Genomic DNA, 19,015 nt, shown 5'->3' on the forward strand with positions numbered 1-19,015 from the left:
TTTCAGGGCCGACGGCACTCGCGGCAGGGCACTCTTCTGCGCGAACTGCGGGTTGACTGAGGTTTGTGGAAGCTTGAGGCGGCCGACCTGGTTGAGGCAGCCCTCACTTCCCGGCTGCATTGCTCCGCAAGTTCATGAGCGCGTCTAGCAGTCCTTCGCCGGAACTCGAGCACACGCCCAGCACCACCGCCTCCTCGCAACCCTTCGCGGCGACATAGGCATGTCCCATCGACGAATCCAGATATATGCTCTGGCCCTGCTCGAGCACCGTGGGATCGTAGAATTCGGTGTGCACCTCGATCGATCCTTCGATGACGTAGATGAATTCCTCGCCATGGTGCTTGACCAGATCGCCGAATTCGGCAGCGCTGCGTGCCCGGATTCGCGTGACGATGGGTATCATCCGTTTGTGCCGCAAGTCGGTACACAGATAATGATAGTCGTAGTTATCCGTGGTCACCTGGACAGCATCCTCGATCTTTCCAATCGAGCGCCTGCCGGTGACCACCGGACCCTCCCGGCTTTCGCTCTCGGCAAACAGATCGGACATCCTGATGTCGAGGCGTTCGCTGACCTGCTGGAGCTTGTCGTAGCTCAGAGTGAGACGATCGTGCTCGACCTTCGAAAGGGTCGATACCGGGATCCCGCACTTCTCGCTCATCTGTTTGAGTGTCCACTGGTTGCGGGCCCGAATCCCGCGCATGACACTCGCAAGGGTAGGTCGATTGATATGTGAATCCATAAACCGGCGATCTCTCTGCTTCAGCAACTTTCCGGTCAGGCCGCTATGTCCCTACGAGGATAGTCAAGCCCATCGTAGGGGGGGCACATAGCTACTGCAAGTGTCGCAGGGGCAATGTGGGCGGAGACTGAACATCAGGATTTTTTGGCGATTTATCGCCAAAGTTGCGTTCCCCCGGGAGCGTGAACTTTCGCTCCTAGGCCGGCTCCGGGATCGCGGGCGAGGCGGCCATCGTTCGGAAACGTCAGGCGCGACATCTCTTGAATGGCCCCGTAAAAATTCTATACTAGAAAGTATGGAAAAGCTTGCCACTCGCGGTCGTCCGCGCGAATTCGACACCGACGAAGCGCTCGGCGAGGCTTTGCGCGTGTTCTGGATGAAGGGCTACGAGGGCGCCTCGCTGACCGATCTCACCGAGGCGATGGGGATCACCCGCCCCAGTCTTTATGCGGCCTTCGGCAACAAGGAAACGCTGTTCCGCCAGGCGCTCGATCTCTACGAGAAAGACAAGCTCGCCTATATCGGGGAGGCGGTGGAAGCGCCAACCGCGCGCGCTGTGGCCGAAACGCTTCTTATCGGCGCAGTCGACGTGGCGACCGGGGGTGAGTGCCGGGGCTGTATGGGCGTTATCTCGTCGGTTGCGTGCCAGAGTGTCGAGCCGTCCATCCGTGACGACGTCAATGCCCGGGCGGAGTCGGCGAGACAATTGATCATCGACCGGATCCAGCAAGCCATTGACGATGGCGACTTCGCCGTTCCGACAAATGCGATCGCCATGACTCGCTATCTGCTCGCGCTGATGCAGGGCATCTCGGTGCAAGCGCAATCCGGCGCCACCCGCCAAGAGCTTATGGAAGTCGCTGAATCAGCGCTTCTCTCCTGGCCATCGCGCTGAGTCCTTTCGCAGTTGCGAAAAAAATACCTAGCGGTACAAAAAATCCGCTTGACCTGAACTTCAGATTACATACTTAGCGGTACAGAAAGTCCCGCAGCGCTGATTGCGTTGCGTGACGACCGGGTACCGCAGGTCCCCGGCAATCCAGATCACACGCGTTTTTCTTCGCAGGCCGCGCTTTCGAAGGCGCGATCGCTTGTATCTATGAGGTCAGGAATGCCCATGCTCGACATACCGTTCGATCGCGATACGGACTATATAACTGAGGAGGATCGGGCCCGGCATGTCTCCGAAATCCTGGGGGATGAAACGGCGCAGGAAAGCGCCGATTCCGAAACGGGAGCCATGCCTTCGCATCCTCGACCGCGCAGGAAGCGACTGCTGCTGGCAATCATCCTGCTGTTCGCTGTCGCAGGCAGCTGGTGGATCTTTAACCGTGAACCGTCGGCCTCTGCCGCTCCTCCGGTTCCGGTAGTCATGGCTGCCGTTCCGCTGCAGCAGGAGATCACCGAATGGGACGAATTCGTCGGGCGATTCCAGGCGAGCCGCAGCGTCGAGGTACGTCCGCAGGTATCCGGCGAGATTACGCGCATCCATTTCACCGACGGCCAGTTTGTCCGCAAGGGCGCGCCGCTCTTCACTATCGATTCGCGTACCTTTCGCGCCGCTCTGGCCGAGCAGCAGGCCGAAGTTGCCCGGGCACAGAGCGCACTTGCCCTTTCGCGCGAAAACCTTTCCCGCGCGCGGCGCCTGGTCGCCGACGACGCCATAGCCGAAACGGAAATCGACCGCCTCACCGCCGAAGTACGCAATAACGAAGCGACGCTCGCCGCTGCCAAGGCGCGAGCTTCGGCGCGGGCGCTCGATGTCGGTTTCACCACCGTGCGCGCGCCCATCTCGGGTCGCATCTCCGATCGCCGTATCGATGCAGGCAATCTGGTTTCGGGCGGCGGCGGGGGCGCGGCCACGCTACTGACCACGATAAACGCCGTCGATCCTATCTATTTCGAATTCGCCGGCTCCGAAGCGCTCTTCCTCAAGGCGCGGCGCGACGGGCTCGAAAAGAACACTCCGGTGGAAATTCGCCTCCAGGACGAGAACGAATACAGCTGGCACGGCGTCCTGGACTTCACGGACAATGGACTGGACAGCGAGTCGGGCACGATCCGGGCGCGCGCCGTCGTTCGCAACGGCGAAGGTTTCCTCGCGCCCGGTCTGTTCGGGCGCATGCGGCTCGCCACTGGCGGTACGCATCAGGCGCTGCTTGTTCCCGATAGCGCGGTCACGACCGACCAGACGCGGAAACTGCTGCTGGTAGTCGGGAAGGACGAAAAGGTCGTCACGCGCGAGGTCGAACTGGGCCCGCTCGTCGGGCGCCTGCGTGTGATCAGCAAGGGTCTAACGCCCTCCGACCGAGTGATCATCAAGGGCTCGCAGATGGCCATACCCGGTCAGAAGGTGAGGACGGAGAAAGGTCGTATCGCCCCCTCTGGGCGGAGCGGCGGCGAAACGCCTGACGAACTCCCCGCCGCCTCCGCCAATCTCGCCAGCTAAAACGCCCCAAAGGCCCGTGGCAGTCCCCCCCATCACGCCCGGAGTGCGTCCATGAACGTTTCCCGTTTCTTCATCGATCGACCGATCTTCGCCAGCGTCCTTGCGGTTCTGGTGACGCTCGTCGGCGCGATCTCCTATTTCTTCCTGCCGGTCAGCCAGTATCCCGACATCGTCCCGCCCACGGTCACTGTAACCGCGGTCTATCCCGGCGCCTCGGCGGAAACCGTCGCGGACACAGTCGCCAATCCGATCGAACAGGAGATCAACGGGGTCGACGGGATGCTCTACCAGTCGAGTGAATCCACCGGCGACGGGCGGATGACGATCACCGTTACTTTCGCACCCGGGACCGACCTCGACGAGGCGCAGGTGCTGGTCCAGAACCGCGTGGCGATCGCTGAAGCGCGGCTGCCTGAAGCAGTCCGACGACTGGGTGTCGTCACGCGCAAAACAACGCCCGACTTCCTGATGGTGGTGAACCTGATTTCACCCGACGGGTCGCTCGACCGCGAGTACATCTCCAATTACGCGCAGACCCGGATCAAGGACCGTATCGCACGCCTCGAAGGTATCGGCGACGCCCAGCTGTTCGGCCAGCGTGAACTGGCGATGCGGGTTTGGATCGATCCTGGCCGCGCCGCGGCCCTCGGGCTGACGGGCAGCGACGTCGTTGGCGCGCTGCGGGCACAGAACGTCCAGGTGGCTGCCGGGGTGTTGGGACAACAGCCGAGCCCCGATGCCGCTTTTCAGCTCAACGTCGAGACGCAGGGGCGTTTCACCAGCCCGGCGCAGTTCGGCGAGGTCGTGATCCGGACCGACGATCAGGGCCGTCAGGTCCGCGTCAAGGACATTGCGCGCGTCGAGATCGGCGCTGCCGATTACGCGACCTCTGCATATCTGAACGACATGGATTCGGTCATCCTCCCAATCTTCCAGAAGCCCGGTTCCAATGCGCTCGACGCGGCGGAAGGGGTCAAGGCATTGATGAAAGAATTGTCTGCCGATTTCCCGCAAGGACTTGAATACCGGATTGTTTACAACCCCACGGAATTCATTGCGGAGAGCATCGACGCGGTGCTGCACACTCTCCTCGAAGCGGTAGTGCTCGTGGTGCTGGTCATTCTGGTCTTTCTCCAGAAAGCCCGGGCTTCGATCATTCCGGTCCTCGCCATTCCGATTTCGCTCGTCGGCACTTTCGCCGTGCTGGCGATGCTGGGCTATTCTCTCAACAACCTCTCGCTGTTCGGGCTGGTCCTGGCAATCGGGATCGTGGTCGACGACGCGATCGTGGTGGTGGAGAATGTCGAGCGGAACCTTCAGGAAGGTCACAGCCCGCTGGAAGCCGCCCGGCGCTCGATGGACGAGGTCGGGTCGGCACTGGTTGCGATCGTGTTGGTGCTTTGTGCCGTCTTTGTGCCGACACTGTTCATGGGCGGGCTGTCAGGCGAATTCTACAAGCAGTTCGCGGTTACGATCTCGGCAGCGACGGTCATCTCGCTGTTCGTTTCCCTGACGCTCTCGCCGGCACTCTCCGCCCTGCTTCTCAAGCCTCACGTGCATTTGCCCGATAGCGCACCACGCTGGCGCAGGGTGATCGAAAATGCGGGAGACAGGTTCAATGCCGGTTTCGAGCGGTTCAGCGACTGGTATGCGCGCCAGACCGCGCGACTGGTCGCGATGCCGCGGCGCATGATGCTTGCTTACGCGGTATTGATCGGCCTCACCGGTATCACCCTCGCCGCCACACCTACGGGCTTCATTCCGCAGCAGGACCAGGGATATTTCGTCTCGGTCATCCAGCTCCCTCCGGGTTCGTCCACGACGCGCACCGACGCGGTGATGAAGAAGGTCGCCGAGCGCGTCCTGCCGATCGAGGGGATCACCGGAACGGTCATGTTGTCGGGTTTCGACGGGACGACGCAGACCCAGTCGGCCAGCTCTGCCGCCGCCTACTGGGTGCTCGACGACTTCGAAAACCGCCAGGGCAACGGCCGCTCGATCGACGAACTGATCGCCAAGGCGCAGGAGGCGACCATGGATATCAACGAAGCACGCCTGATGATCGTCAAGCCGCCCGTGATCCAGGGGATCGGTTCGGCTGGCGGCTTCCGCATGATGCTGAAGGACAATTCGGGCCAAGGGTATCGCCAGATGCAGGAGGTGGCGAATGCCGTGATCGCGCAGGCCAACCAAAAGGAAGGTCTGGCCGGGGTCTACACCTTTTTCGAAACCGGCACGCCGCGCGTCAGGACGGACATCGATCGCGACAAGGCGCAGATGCTGGGCGTCGCTCCGAGCGACATCTTCGACACGCTCTCGGTCTATCTCGGGAGCGCGTTCATCAATGATTTCAACCTGCTCGGGCGGACCTATCGCGTCACCGCACAGGCGGAAGGAGCATATCGCGACGAAGTCAGCGACATCGGCAATCTCTACGCCCGCTCGGACAGCGGAGCGATGGTGCCGCTGGGTTCGCTTGCGACCTTTACCGACACTACCGGCCCCTATCGCGTAAGTCGCTACAATCTTGCTCCCGCCGTCGCCATCGACGGCGATACCGCGCCGACGAGCTCGACCGGACAGGCGCTGGTCACGATGGAGAAGGTTGCGGACCAAACCGTGCGGCAGGGTTATTCGACCGAATGGACCGGGATCGCTTTCCAGCAGGCCAGTACCGGCAATACCGCGATCTATGTCTTCGGACTGGCGGTGCTTCTGGTCTTCCTGGTGCTTGCCGCGCAGTACGAAAGCCTCATCATGCCGCTGGCTATTATCCTGATCGTGCCGATGTGCCTCCTGGCAGCGATGATCGGGGTCAATCTGATGGGGATGGACAACAACGTCCTTACGCAGATCGGCCTGGTCGTCCTCATCGCTTTATCGGCCAAGAACGCGATCCTGATCGTCGAATTCGCCCGGCAGGGGGAGATGGCCGGCGGGCTCTCTCCGGTCGAGGCGGCAGTCGAGGCGGCGCGCACCCGCTTGCGGCCGATCCTGATGACGAGTTTCGCCTTCATCCTCGGCTCGGTCCCGCTTGTCATCGCAACCGGCGCAGGCGCGGAGCTGCGTCAGGCACTGGGAACGGCGGTCTGCTTCGGGATGCTCGGCGTTACCGGTTTCGGCCTCGTCTTCACGCCGACGTTCTACGTAGTCTGCCGCAGCCTGGGCGACCGGCTGGCTTCGCTTCGTCGCCGCAGCAGTGCCGACGACGCAGGCTCCGAATTGCAGCCGGCCGAATAGGAGATCGCCAATGGCTCTTCACAAACTCCTTCTTCCCACCGTCTCCGCGCTCGCCCTGACGGGCTGCGCGGCGGGGCCGGACCGCTTTACCTCTCTCCCAACTCCCGAGGCGGGATCCGGCCCCTACCTTTCAGCCGAGGCTGGTGCAGTCACCCCCTCGCCAATGCCCGCCGAATGGTGGCGCCTCTATCAAGATCCGGTCCTCGACAGTCTCGTTTCCGATGCGCTGGGGGCGAACACGGATATCAGGCAATCCCTGGCGCGCATCGACCGGGCGCGCGCCGCACTGCGCGGGGCGCAGTCGGATCGCCTGCCGCAGGTCGGCCTGACCGCCTCCGCCGGATATGGACGCGTGCCCGAAGCCGGGACCTCGCCCGGGCAGGATCGTGACGGGGGCCAATTTTCGATCGGGGCGGATATCGCGTACGAAGTGGACCTGTTCGGACGCGTCGGCAGCGGTATCGCGGCAGCACGCGCCGACGAAGCGGCTGCGCGCGCAGACGCCGATGCGGTCAGGGTGATGGTCGTCGCGGATACGACCCGTGCCTATGCCGACGCGGCCAGCGCAGCGGCGCGGCTACGCATTGCTCAGTCGATCGTGGCCCTTCTGGATGACAGCTTGCGGCTCACCCGTTTGCGCCATGATGCGGGTTATACCGATGGGCTGGCTGTTTCCCGCATCGAGACCCTGCGCGAACAACGTGCGGCTACGATCCCGGCCATCGAGGCCCAACGTCGGGCGGCGCTGTTCGCCCTGGCCACGCTCACCGGTCGCGCGCCTGCCCAGCTGCCGCCGATCGTCGGCGATCGCGAGGTTCCGCTGGAAATCGACACGCCGCTGCCGGTGGGTGACGGTGCCACCTTGCTGGCCAGACGCCCCGATGTGCGCGCAGCCGAAATGCGTGTCCTGGCCAATCGCGAAAGGATCGGTATTGCGCGTGCCGACCTGTACCCGCGCATTACTCTGGGGGGGAGCATCGGCTCGAACGCGACCAATCTGGGCGATCTGTTCACAGGAGGCCCGCTCGGCTTTCTCCTTGGCCCACTGATCGACTGGGCATTTCCCAACCGAGAGCCGGTCTATGCGCGCATTGACGCGGCCGAGGCCGATGCGGCCGGTTCGCTGGCCGCATTCGATGGGACCGTGCTGATTGCCCTGCAGGAGGCGGAAACTGCCCTGTCGAACTATGCGCGTTCGCTCGAAAGGCGCCGTGTCCTGTTCAAGGCGGTGCGAGCTGCCGAAAATGCGGCCCGGATCGTAAGAGCCCAGAACCGCGAAGGTCTGATCAATTCCCTCGAAACGCTGGATGCCGAACGGACGTTGGCTGAAACGCAAGCGACGCTGGCGGATCAGAATGCCGAGGTCTCGCGCCGGCAGATAGATGTCTTCCGGGCCCTGGGTGGCGGTTGGTCGCCGGAAGATGGCCCGGTCGATGCGGAAGGGTAGGAACCATTTGCGAAACAGCCACCGAGACGCGGTGCTTTGCGGCCTTTTCGGCTTCCTCGTTACCTCCGCATTTCTGGTTTGGCCTTTGCTGGTTGCCTGATCTCCGGAAGTCGATGGCGTCGCAACGCACACGGCTTTGGCCAACCGCTGATCTCAATTCTGCTGTTCGTCCGAGACCTGTGTTCGATCAGCCGATCCGGCGACGGGCCCAGCGGATTGCGGGACATGGCAGGAAATTTCGAAAATTCTGTAGCAGTCGGTCGGACCGGCTAGAGTGGGCGTGGGTTGAACATGCCAGCGAAGACCATGCCCGCATACGAGATAATCGAATTCCATAAAGATCGAAACGCCGAGGTCGTGGCGTTGATTCTGGCCGTCCAACGCAGTGACGTCGGGCTTCACGTACCTATCGAAGAACAGCCCGAATCGCTGAAGCCTTCGCAATGGGATCGCTTCTGCAGGCTGGCGTTAGCGTCAGACTGTCGGGGCAGGATGTCCAGGCCCGAGCGGCTCTATCCATTGCCCAAGTACGAAATCGTCGAGGCACTTTCCCAAAATGGGGTCGATGAGTTTCTCTGGCTTCAGGAAGAGCCCTCGAATTACAGTGCCGCAACCTGGCTAGGACCGCATCACTCCGAGATCGCAAAGATGTCGGGGCTGGGGCTTCGTACGGGTGTCGCGCGGCGCGAGTCCGCCTCGCCGGCCGGGAGCTTCCACACCGATCACGACGCGGCCCAGGCGGCCCTGTTCGAAAAGGCCCTGGCGTCGGAAGAAGAGCTGCAGGAGAAGGATGCGATGAATGGGTAAGGGCTCCGCAGGCTGGCATTTCTGGATCGATCGAGGCGGCACGTTCACCGACCTTGTGGCACTTTCGCCTTCGGGAGACCTGAGTACCAGGAAACTGCTTTCGGCACACCCGGAGCGCTATCAGGACGCAGCCATCCAGGGCATTCGCGACGTGCTGGGGCTGGCGCCGCAAGACGATATTCCTTCGGAGCGGATCGCAACGGTGAAAATGGGTACGACCGTTGCGACCAATGCGCTTCTCGAACGGCAAGGCGACAAGGTTGCTCTCGTCGTTACGCGGGGATTTCGCGACGTGCTCCGTATCGGTTACCAGCACCGTCCGCGCCTTTTCGATCTCGATATCAGATTGCCGGACCGCCTCGAGCATCGCGTGATCGAAGCGCGCGAGCGGTGCGACGTCGAGGGCAATGTGCTCGTCCCCCTCGATATTGCCCATATCGAACGGGAGCTTCGGCAGGCCTTTGAAGATGGCTGCACGGCGGCTGCCATCGTCCTCATGCATGGCTATCGCTTTCCCGACCACGAAGAGCGGATCGCCGAGATCGCGGCGAAGATCGGTTATTCGCAGATTTCCCTGAGCCACCAGGTGAGCCCGCTGATGAAGATCGTGGGGCGCGGCGACACGACACTGGTCGATGCCTACCTGTCGCCGGTGTTGTCTCGCTATGTCCGGCAAGTGGCCAGCGCGCTCGGTGAAGACGTCCCGCTGGCGTTCATGCAGTCGAATGGCGGACTGGTCGGAGCTGCGAATTTCCGCGGCCGCGACGCCATCCTTTCGGGCCCGGCCGGCGGCATCGTGGGAATGGTCGAAACCGGCCGGGCAGCCGGCTTCGAAAAGATTGTCGGGTTCGACATGGGGGGCACTTCTACCGATGTCTCGCATTACGCAGGCGAACTCGAACGCTCGCTCGAGACCGTCGTCGCCGGAGTCCGGCTGCGCGTTCCGATGATGTCGATCGATACGATTGCAGCAGGTGGGGGCTCGATCTGCACCTTCGATGGCAGCCGCCTGCGGGTGGGCCCGCAATCGGCTGGCGCCGATCCAGGACCCGCATGCTACCGCCGGGGCGGACCGCTCACCATCACCGACTGCAACGTCATGCTCGGCAAACTGCAACCCGACTGCTTTCCCAGTCTTTTCGGACCCGAAGGAAACCAGCCGTTCGACCCGCAGGTCGTGCGCGAAAGGTTCGAGCAACTCGCCAGCGAGATCAGCGCTGCCGGTCTTCCCGAACGGACGCCCGAGGAGCTGGCCGAGGGTTTCCTTGCGATCGCGGTCGATTCGATGGCCAATGCGATCAAGAAGATTTCGGTCGCCCAGGGGCATGATGTGGCAGATTATGCCCTCGCCTGTTTCGGGGGCGCTGCCGGGCAACACGCCTGTCTGGTGGCCGATGCACTCGGTATCCGGAATGTACTCATACACCCCATGGCCGGTGTGCTGTCTGCCTATGGGATCGGGCTTTCCGACCAGCGTATCGTCCGGCAGCGTGCTGTCGAACAGGAGCTGGACGAAACCGTTCTGAAGACCGCGCGCGTCATTCTCGACGAACTGCAGGAAGAATGCCAGGCCGATGTCGAGACCGACGGTTTCGATGTCGCGCGCGCTCGTTTCCAAAGACGTTTTTCGGTTCGCTATGCAGGGACCGATACCGCCATCGAGGTGCCGGAAGGTTCGGTTGCCGAAATCCGCACAGCCTTCGAAGCGAAATACCGGCAACGCTTCACCTTCACCACTCCCGAGGTCGCGGTGGTGGTCGAGTCCGCGATGGTCGAGCTGATCGTGCCTTCTTTGCAGGCAGACATTGCCAGCGGTGGGCAGGCTGTCGCTGACGCCGTGGAACGCCGGGTTGAAAGCTTCATGGCAGGAGGGCTACGCAACGCACGCATACTCCCGCGGGACGCCGTCGCCATCGAGCAGGCGTTGCCCGGTCCGGCAATACTCTACGATTCGACTTCGACAATCGTGGTCGAGCCCGGCTGGTCCGCCAAACGTCGTGCGAATGGCGACCTCGTCTTGACCCGCGTCGAGAAACTGGAAGCCTCCAGTTCGATGTCGGGGACGGCTTTGGATCCCGTCCGGCTCGAGATCTTCAACAACCTGTTCATGGCAATTGCCGAGCAGATGGGCCAGGCGCTGCAAAACACCGCGCTCTCGGTCAATATCAAGGAGCGCCTCGACTTCTCCTGTGCGCTGTTCGACGGATCGGGCAAACTGATCGCGAACGCGCCGCACATGCCGGTGCATCTGGGGTCGATGGGCGACAGTGTCCGTTCGGTTCGCGACAAGGCAAAGGACACTGTCGGCCTTCGCCCGGGCGACGTCTATGTGGTCAACAATCCCTACAATGGCGGCACCCATCTCCCCGACCTGACCGTGGTCATGCCTGTGTTCGACAAGCACGGCGACTGCTCTTTCTATGTCGCGGCACGCGGACACCACGCCGATATCGGCGGGAAAACCCCGGGCTCGATGCCCCCGGACAGCCGGGTGCTCGAGGAAGAAGGCATTCTGCTCGACAGTTTCCTGCTCGTCGAGAACGGGCGTTTCCGCGAAAGGGAATTCCGCGCGGCACTGGCCGATGGGCGATATCCTGCCCGGGATCCCGACCGCAATGTCGGCGACATTCGCGCCCAGGTTGCAGCCTGCGCGCGCGGGGCCGCCGAAATTGAAAAGATGGTCGATCATTTCGGCCTCGACGTGGTGCTGGCCTACATGCGTCACGTCCAGGACAATGCGGCCGAGGCAGTCCGGCGCATGCTCGATGCTTTGCCGGACGGGTCCTTCACCTACGAGCTCGATGACGGATCGCATGTCAGCGTGTCGATTACCATCGACCGGACCGCGCGTCGGGCGGTGATCGACTTCTCCGGGAGCAGTGCCCAGCAGCCCTCGAACTTCAACGCGCCCCCGGCCATATGTCACGCGGCAGTCCTTTACGTTCTGCGCACGCTGATCGACGAGGATATCCCCATGAACGACGGGTGCCTGGAGCCGGTCGACATCGTGATCCCCGCAAATTCGATCCTCAATCCCGCCTACCCGGCAGCGGTAGTCGCGGGCAATGTCGAGACGAGCCAGGTCATCACCGACGCGCTTTACGGCGCTACCGGGGCCATGGCGGCCGCCCAGGGGACCATGAACAATTTCACCTTCGGCGATGACCGGCGCCAGTATTACGAGACGATCTGCGGCGGGGCGGGGGCTGGTCCCGGTTTCGACGGCAGTTCGGCCGTGCACACACACATGACCAACAGCAGGATCACCGATCCCGAAGTTCTGGAATGGCGCTTCCCGGTATTGCTCGAAGCCTTCGAAATACGGCGCGGCTCGGGCGGCAAGGGAAAGTTTTCCGGAGGCGACGGCATCCATCGGCGTATCCGTTTCCTCGAGCCGATGACCGCCACCATCCTGTCCAACCGCCGGCGCGTTCCCCCGTTCGGACTTGAAGGGGGGCAGCCCGGCGAGCCCGGCTCCAACCGGGTTCAACGGGTCGATGGTACGATCGAGGAAATCGGATCCACCCAGAGTACCCAGATGGCTCCCGGCGATGTGTTCATCATCGATACGCCCGGCGGCGGCGGGTTCGGTTCCCGCTAGACGACATGGTCCAGCTTTTGAAAATCTGACGGTGGTCGAAGGGGCGGCTTTCATTGCCGGGCCGTCCTGCACCTTGCATCTGCAGCAAATGCGCGCGCGGATCATCCGGTTCGACCTGATCGGCGGCGGACCGGATAGCCGGCGCTGGCCGCTCCGCAGGGGAGGCGAGAGCCTCTATTGGGAGGGCCTGAACAAGGGCAAGAAGTCGATTGCCATCGACTTGCGTTCGCAGGAGGGTCGCGAACTCGCACAGCGTAGCGCGACCGGTGGCGACGGCCTGTTCGTTACCAACTTCCCGCATCGGGGTTTTCTTGCCTATGAGATGCTTCGCGTGATGCGCAAGGACCTGATCTGCCTGCGCATCATGGGTTGGTCCGATGGCCGTTCCGGTGTCGATTACACCATCAATGCCAGCGTCGGCCTTCCCGCGATGACCGGTCCTTCGGAGGATGATCGCCCCGTCAACCATGTCCTGCCCGCATGGGACCTGTTGGCCGGTGCCCATGGCGCGTTCACTCCGCTCGCCGCCGAACGCGAGGTAATCGATAATGCGCGGCGGGGCGTGATGAGCTTCACCAATCTCACGTTTCGTCTTCCCGGCGCGCGCAAGCATGTCGACCGGCCTTCATCTGAAACGCGGAGCCTGCGTCAGGCAACGCTTCATAGCCTTCTTGTCGGCGACAAGCTGATTTCGCGGAGCGTTGCCTATTCGAGAATATTGTGGGGTCTGCTCGTCCCGGTTTCCGGCGCCCTGGCCTTCATCCTTGCCCGGCCACCCATGCGGTCCTCGAGTGCCATAGGCTTACTCTCGGGCCTGTGCCTATTGATCGTGTTCTTGAAGTCCATCGCCCTGCTGGAATCGGCAAACAACCTCAATCCAGCGATCATGGGGTTCTCGATCGGGCTTTTCTGGATCGCGGCCATCGCCCTTTTGTTCGTCTGGCATAAGCGGGCAGGCAATGGCGCAATCGACATGGCATCCCTCTCCCTGTTGAGTGGGTTGTCCAAAGGATCACGTCGATAGTGCGCGCGGGAAGGGCATCGGCCCGACCAGCTCGACAACTCGCCTGCTCACCGCTCCTTGCCGATCTCGGACGCTTCGGTTGAAACGGACAATCGCTTTCGAAAGAGTCGATCGCTTGTTTCCCGATCCGGTCACACGTCCAGATTGGCCACGTTGAGCGCGTTGTCCTGGATGAATTCGCGGCGCGGTTCGACCACGTCGCCCATCAGCCGGGTAAAGATCTCGTCGGTGACGTCGGCATCCTCGACCTTGACCTGCAGCAGCGCGCGGTTGTCGGGATCGAGCGTGGTCTCCCACAACTGTTCGGCATTCATCTCGCCGAGACCCTTGTAGCGCTGGATCTTCTGGCCCTTGCGTCCCGCGGCCATGACCGCCTCGAGCAGCTGGGTCGGCAGGGTGATCGCATCGTCCGAGAGGATCGCGGTGTCCTCGCTGTCGCCGTCCTCGGCCTCGTCGTGCCCGACCTCCGTCCCGCTGCGCACCAGGCGCACGGGCGAGGTGTAGACGTCGGCGAAGTCCTGCGCGATGCGGTGCAGCTTGCGCGCCTCGGCGCTCTCGAGGAAGGCCGGGTCGATCTCGTGGACGTCGGTGACGCCCCGCCATACGCGGCTGAGACGGACCTTGCCGTCTTCGCCGATCGCGGCGCTCCAGCGCGCTTCGGGATCGCCCATCTGGAGGTGCGCCGCCGTCCTCTCGAGCGCCGCCGGGCGATCGCCCGCCGGGTCGAGCGCGCCGGTCAGCGCCAGCGCCTCGATCAGGTCGGTCTTGTACTTGCGCGGCACGAAACCGAGCAGATTGCGCATCCGCAACCCGTGTTCGACGAGCGCCTCGAGTTCGCCGCCGCCGCGCGCCGCGCCGCCCTGCGATTCGAGCACCCGTCCGTCGAGCCCCTGCGCGATCAGATAGCGGTCGTAGGCGGCCTGGTCCTTGAGATAGACCTCGCTCTTGCCGCGGGCCACCTTGTAGAGCGGCGGCTGGGCGATGAAGAGGTGCCCGGCCTTGACGATCTCGGGCATCTGCCGATGGAAGAAGGTGAGCAGCAGCGTGCGGATATGCGCGCCGTCGACGTCGGCGTCGGTCATGATCACGATCTTGTGGTAGCGCAGCTTTTCGAGGTTGAATTCGTCGCGCAGACCGGTGCCCATCGCCTGGATCAGCGTGCCGACTTCCTTCGAGCCGATGATCCGGTCGAAACGCGCGCGCTCGACGTTGAGGATCTTGCCCTTGAGCGGCAGGATCGCCTGCGTCTTGCGGTCGCGGCCCTGCTTGGCCGATCCGCCTGCCGAATCGCCCTCGACCAGGAAGAGTTCGCAATTCTCGGGATTGCGGTCCTGGCAGTCGGCGAGCTTGCCGGGGAGCGAGGCGATGCTCATCGCGCCCTTGCGGCTCATCTCGCGCGCCCGGCGGGCAGCCTCGCGGGCGGCCGCGGCGTCGATCACCTTCTGGATGATCTGCTTGGCGTCGTTGGGATTTTCCTCGAGCCACTCGGTCATCTTCTCGCCCATCAGCGATTCGAGCGGCTGGCGGACCTCGGAAGAGACCAGCTTGTCCTTGGTCTGCGAGCCGAACTTCGGGTCGGGCAGCTTGACCGAGACGATCGCGGTCAGGCCTTCGCGCATGTCCTCGCCCGACAGGCTGACCTTTTCCTTCTTCATCAGGCCGCTCGCGGCGGCATAATTGTTGAGCGTGCGGGTCAGCGCGGTGCGGAAGGCAGCAAGGTGGGTGCCGCCGTCACGCTGCGGGATGTTGTTGGTGAAGCACAGGACGTTCTCGTAATAGCTGTCGTTCCATTCGAGCGCGACGTCGATGCCGATGCCGTCCTTCTCCGCGCTGACCGAGATGGGCTCCGCCACCAGCGCCTGCTTGTTGCGGTCGAGATACTTCACGAAAGCCGCGATTCCGCCCTCGTAGAAGAGGTTGTGCTCCAGCGTCTCCTCGTGACGCTTGTCGCGCAGCAGGATGCGCACACCCGAATTGAGGAAGGCGAGTTCGCGATAGCGGTGCTCGAGCTTCTCGAAATCGAACTCGGTGACGTTCTTGAAGGTTTCTTCGGAGGCCTTGAAGGTGACGCGCGTCCCCTTCTTGAAGCCGTCCTCGTCGGGGTTCTGCTCGACCTTGGGGGCATCGCCGACGACGCGCAGGCTTTCCACCGCATCGCCGTGCTCGAAGCGCATCCAGTGTTCCTTGCCGTCGCGCCAGATGGTCAGCTCGAGCCATTCGGACAGCGCGTTGACCACCGAGACGCCGACGCCGTGGAGGCCGCCCGAGACCTTATAGGCATTGTCGTCGCTGGTGTTCTCGAACTTGCCGCCGGCATGGAGCTGGGTCATGATGACCTCGGCCGCGGACACGCCTTCTTCCTTGTGCATGTCGACCGGGATGCCGCGGCCATTGTCCTCGACGCTCACCGACCCGTCGGCGTTGAGTTCGATCAGGACGAGGTCGCAATGCCCCGCCAGCGCTTCGTCGATGGCGTTGTCCGACACCTCGAACACCATGTGGTGGAGGCCCGATCCGTCGTCGGTATCGCCGATATACATGCCGGGGCGCTTGCGGACCGCATCGAGGCCCTTAAGGACCTTGATCGAATCCGCGCCGTAACCGTTCTTTTTCGGCGCTGCAGCGCCCGTATTCTCAGGGGTATCGTCCATGACGAGCATATAGGCTTCGAGGACGCGAATCCCAAGCTTTCAGACCCCCTTCGCGGCCGTTTTCCACCGCTTGGCCGCGGCGTCAGTCCCCGCTCGGCTCTCCCGGGGCTGCCGAGGGTGCGAAGGCCGGCCGGAAATGGACCGATCCGCGCCAGATCGTCTGGTCGAACAGGTCGGTCAGCGCGGCGCGTTCTTCGGCGCTGAACTGCGTCGAATGGCAGTCGGTCGCCTTGCGCGCGCGGTCGAGATCGGCGGCTTCGTAAGCGTAGGAGACCGGCAGCAGGTCCGCCGCCGTCGCCGCCCACGCCTGCATCTGCGGGATATCGGGCAAGGTCCCCGCGGCGATGCCCGGATAGAGCAGGAGCGGACGATCCTCGCCCCTGGCCTGCACCCGCTCGGAGACCACGGCGTGGACCATGCGGTGATCGGGATGCCCGTAGCCGCCGTCGGGCCCCCAGGTCAGGATTCGCGCAAAGTCCTCTCCGTCGAGCAGCGCATCGACGGCACTGGCCAGCCGGCGTGCGGCGCTGCCGGGTTGCTGGGCCTGGGTGGCGAGCTGCCCGTCGCCCAGTTGCAGAAACCGGAGGTCGCCACCGCCAAGCGCGTCGATCGAGCAGCGCGCCTCGTCCTCGCGCACCGCGGCCAGCTCCGGTCCGGGCTCCATGCCCGAAACGCCCGGGCCGACGTCGCCGCTGGTGGCGTAGACCACGGTCAAGGCCGCGCCCTCGCGCACCGCCCGGGCGATCGCGGGGGCCATGACCAGTTCGTCGTCCGGGTGCGCCAGCACTACGAGGACGCGCTCGGAAGCTGGTCCCGCGTCCTGACCGAAGCCAGCGGAAGCGCCAAGTGCGCTCGTGGAAAAAGCCAGCAGCGCCAGCGCTTTTCGAAGCATGATCACGTCCCCTCCTCTCACGGGTTTCAGGGGAAACTACATTGACCCGCGCCTGCGGCAAGCCCATTCGGGGGCCATGCTTTCGGTGCTCGACATCTTCCGGATCGGGATCGGTCCCTCGTCTTCGCACACGGTCGGCCCGATGCGCATCGCGCGGACTTTCGTGCGCGCGCTCGCCAAGTCGGGCAAGCTCGAGCGAACCGCGCGCGTGGCGGTCGAACTGCAGGGGTCGCTGGCGCTCACCGGCGTGGGGCACGGCACAGTCGACGCCTCTATCCTCGGCCTGATGGGCTTTGCGCCCGACAAGACCTGTCCCGATGAAGCGGGGGCCGCGCTCGCAGCGGTGCGCGAGGAAAGGCGGCTGGCGCTGGGCGGCAATCGCGAGATCGCCTTCGACCCCGCCGCCGAGATCGATCTGGCCGGGCATATCATTCCCGAGCTTCACCCCAACGGCATGAAACTGACCGCCTTCGATGCTGCGGGCGAGGTCCTTTCGGAGCGGACCTATTATTCGACCGGCGGCGGTTTCGTGGCGTCGGAAGCGCAGCTCACACGCAAGCCCAAGGACGACCGCATCAATACGGGCACGCCGGTGCCGCATGACTTCGGCTCGGCGGAGGAATTGCTGGCCGCCTGCGCGGAGACGGGATTGTCGATCGCCGACCTCATCCTGGCGAACGAGGATGCCTTCCGTCCGCGCGACACGACGCTCGCCGGGATCGACCGGGTCGCGCAGGCGATGGACCAGTGTATCGATCGCGGCCTCACGCAGCGCGGGATTCTGCCGGGCGGGTTGAAGGTTGCGCGCCGCGCGCCCGACCTGTGGGACAAGCTCTCCGCCAATCCGCAATCGAACGAGCGCGAGCAATTGTTCGACTGGCTCAACTGCTTCGCGATGGCGGTGAACGAGGAGAACGCCGCCGGGGGCCGCGTGGTCACCGCACCGACCAATGGCGCGGCCGGGATCATCCCGGCGGTCATCCGTTTCTACTGCGTGACCGCCGATGAGAGCCCCTGTCGCGACAGCCGCCGCACCTTCCTGCTCACGGCGGGCGCGATCGGCCTGCTCTACAAGCAGCGCGCCAGCATCTCGGGCGCGGAGATGGGCTGTCAGGGCGAGGTCGGGGTGGCCTGTTCGATGGCCGCCGGCGGGCTTGCCGCGCTGTGGGGCGCCTCGCCGGTCCAGGTCGCCTCGGCGGCGGAGATCGGGATGGAGCACAATCTCGGCCTGACCTGCGATCCCGTAGGCGGGCTGGTGCAGGTGCCCTGCATCGAGCGCAATGCCATCGGCGCGGTCAAGGCGGTCAACGCCGCACGGCTCGCGCTCCACCGGACCGGGGCGGAAAGCCTGGTCACGCTTGATCAGGTGATCGAGACCATGCGCCAGACCGGGCTCGACATGAGCAACAAGTACAAGGAAACCAGCCAGGGCGGGCTGGCGGTCAATGTGATCGAATGCTGATGCTGCTCGCCGTCGTGCTGGTGGTGTCGGGCGCATTGGTGGTCGGCGCAGCCTGGGGCATCTATGGCAAGCTTCCCAAACATATCGAGGGATTCCTCGTCGCGCTCGCCGGCGGTGCGCTGCTGCTCTCGGTAACCAGCGAGCTGATCGAGCCGTCGATCGACAAGAGCAGCGTGTTCCACGCCATGCTCGGTGTCGGCGCAGGCGCCTTGGTGTTCGCGGTCTGCGACTACTGGATCAACGAGAAATGGGGCAGCGAAGGCGGTGGCGGGCTGCTCGCAGCAATCACGCTCGACGGCATTCCCGAAAACCTCGCGCTCGGCGTCGCGCTGATCGGTGCGAGCGGCATGGAAGTCGCCGCGCTCGCAGGGTCGATCCTTCTTTCCAACCTGCCCGAAGCCGCCGGCGGTGCGCGCGAAATGACCGAAAACGGTCGGTCGAAGGGCAAGGTCATGGCGCTGTGGGCGGGCACCGCGATCATCCTCTCGGCCGCCGCGATCATTGGCAATCTCGCGCTCGAGGGCGTCGGCGAGGGGACGCTGGCGGTGATCCGCTGCTTCGCCGCAGGCGCGGTCGTCGCCAGCCTCGCCACCGAGGTGTTCCCGCAGGCATTCCGGGAAGACCAGCGTTGGGCGGGCATTGCCACCGCGCTCGGGGTCATCCTCGCCTTTTCGCTCGGTAGTCTCTCCGGCGGCTAGAC

At 63.8% G+C, this 19,015-nt stretch carries 12 protein-coding genes; 9 read left to right on the forward strand and 3 right to left on the reverse strand.

Annotation, left to right across the window (positions count from 1 at the left end; genetic code table 11):
- Nucleotides 1-103: 103 nt before the first annotated feature.
- Nucleotides 104-703 carry a helix-turn-helix domain-containing protein gene (locus tag ACN4E0_RS05530; RefSeq protein ID WP_419566461.1) on the reverse strand — a complete coding sequence of 200 codons (600 nt, stop codon included), beginning with the start codon at nucleotides 701-703 and terminating at the stop codon, nucleotides 104-106.
- 334 nt (nucleotides 704-1,037) lie between these two features.
- Here ACN4E0_RS05530 and ACN4E0_RS05535 point away from each other — a divergent pair, with 334 nt between their 5' ends.
- The 7 genes from ACN4E0_RS05535 (at nucleotide 1,038) to ACN4E0_RS05565 (ending at nucleotide 13,310) form a co-directional block, all read left to right on the forward strand.
- Nucleotides 1,038-1,637, forward strand: a complete 600-nt coding sequence (locus ACN4E0_RS05535) for a TetR/AcrR family transcriptional regulator (RefSeq protein WP_419566462.1) — start codon at nucleotides 1,038-1,040, stop codon at nucleotides 1,635-1,637.
- 222 nt (nucleotides 1,638-1,859) lie between these two features.
- Nucleotides 1,860-3,191, forward strand: coding sequence for an efflux RND transporter periplasmic adaptor subunit (locus ACN4E0_RS05540; RefSeq protein ID WP_419566463.1), 1,332 nt, complete (start codon nucleotides 1,860-1,862; stop codon nucleotides 3,189-3,191).
- 51 nt (nucleotides 3,192-3,242) lie between these two features.
- Nucleotides 3,243-6,431 (forward strand): efflux RND transporter permease subunit, encoded by a 3,189-nt coding sequence (locus ACN4E0_RS05545; protein WP_419566465.1) that lies wholly within the window; start codon nucleotides 3,243-3,245, stop codon nucleotides 6,429-6,431.
- A gap of 10 nt (nucleotides 6,432-6,441) precedes the next feature.
- Nucleotides 6,442-7,878, forward strand: a complete 1,437-nt coding sequence (locus tag ACN4E0_RS05550; RefSeq protein ID WP_419566467.1) for an efflux transporter outer membrane subunit — start codon at nucleotides 6,442-6,444, stop codon at nucleotides 7,876-7,878.
- A gap of 306 nt (nucleotides 7,879-8,184) precedes the next feature.
- On the forward strand, nucleotides 8,185-8,685 hold the full coding sequence (locus tag ACN4E0_RS05555; RefSeq protein WP_419566468.1) for a hypothetical protein: 501 nt from the start codon (nucleotides 8,185-8,187) through the stop codon (nucleotides 8,683-8,685).
- Nucleotides 8,678-12,286, forward strand: coding sequence for a hydantoinase B/oxoprolinase family protein (locus ACN4E0_RS05560; protein ID WP_419566470.1), 3,609 nt, complete (start codon nucleotides 8,678-8,680; stop codon nucleotides 12,284-12,286). Before ACN4E0_RS05555 ends, ACN4E0_RS05560 begins: the two co-directional genes overlap by 8 nt.
- On the forward strand, nucleotides 12,252-13,310 hold the full coding sequence (locus tag ACN4E0_RS05565) for a CoA transferase (protein ID WP_419566510.1): 1,059 nt from the start codon (nucleotides 12,252-12,254) through the stop codon (nucleotides 13,308-13,310). The genes ACN4E0_RS05560 and ACN4E0_RS05565 overlap by 35 nt, the downstream gene beginning before the upstream one ends.
- Nucleotides 13,311-13,441: 131 nt before the next feature.
- On the opposite strand, the gene gyrB is transcribed toward ACN4E0_RS05565, so the two are convergent.
- Both gyrB and ACN4E0_RS05575 read right to left on the reverse strand, forming a co-directional pair.
- Entirely contained in the window at nucleotides 13,442-15,961 is a 2,520-nt protein-coding gene (gyrB, locus tag ACN4E0_RS05570) for a DNA topoisomerase (ATP-hydrolyzing) subunit B (protein WP_419566472.1), read from the reverse strand.
- Nucleotides 15,962-16,043: 82 nt separating this feature from the next.
- Nucleotides 16,044-16,853, reverse strand: coding sequence for a PIG-L deacetylase family protein (locus ACN4E0_RS05575; protein WP_419566511.1), 810 nt, complete (start codon nucleotides 16,851-16,853; stop codon nucleotides 16,044-16,046).
- A 76-nt stretch (nucleotides 16,854-16,929) separates the two neighbouring features.
- Here ACN4E0_RS05575 and ACN4E0_RS05580 point away from each other — a divergent pair, with 76 nt between their 5' ends.
- Nucleotides 16,930-18,315 (forward strand): L-serine ammonia-lyase, encoded by a 1,386-nt coding sequence (locus tag ACN4E0_RS05580; RefSeq protein ID WP_419566473.1) that lies wholly within the window; start codon nucleotides 16,930-16,932, stop codon nucleotides 18,313-18,315.
- A complete protein-coding gene (locus ACN4E0_RS05585) occupies nucleotides 18,309-19,013 on the forward strand; it encodes a ZIP family metal transporter (RefSeq protein WP_419566475.1) in 705 nt (234 codons plus the stop codon). Before ACN4E0_RS05580 ends, ACN4E0_RS05585 begins: the two co-directional genes overlap by 7 nt.
- Nucleotides 19,014-19,015: the final 2 nt, after the last annotated feature.

Origin of the sequence: Qipengyuania sp. (assembly GCF_048550555.1) — a bacterium.
Lineage (GTDB): Bacteria > Pseudomonadota > Alphaproteobacteria > Sphingomonadales > Sphingomonadaceae > Qipengyuania.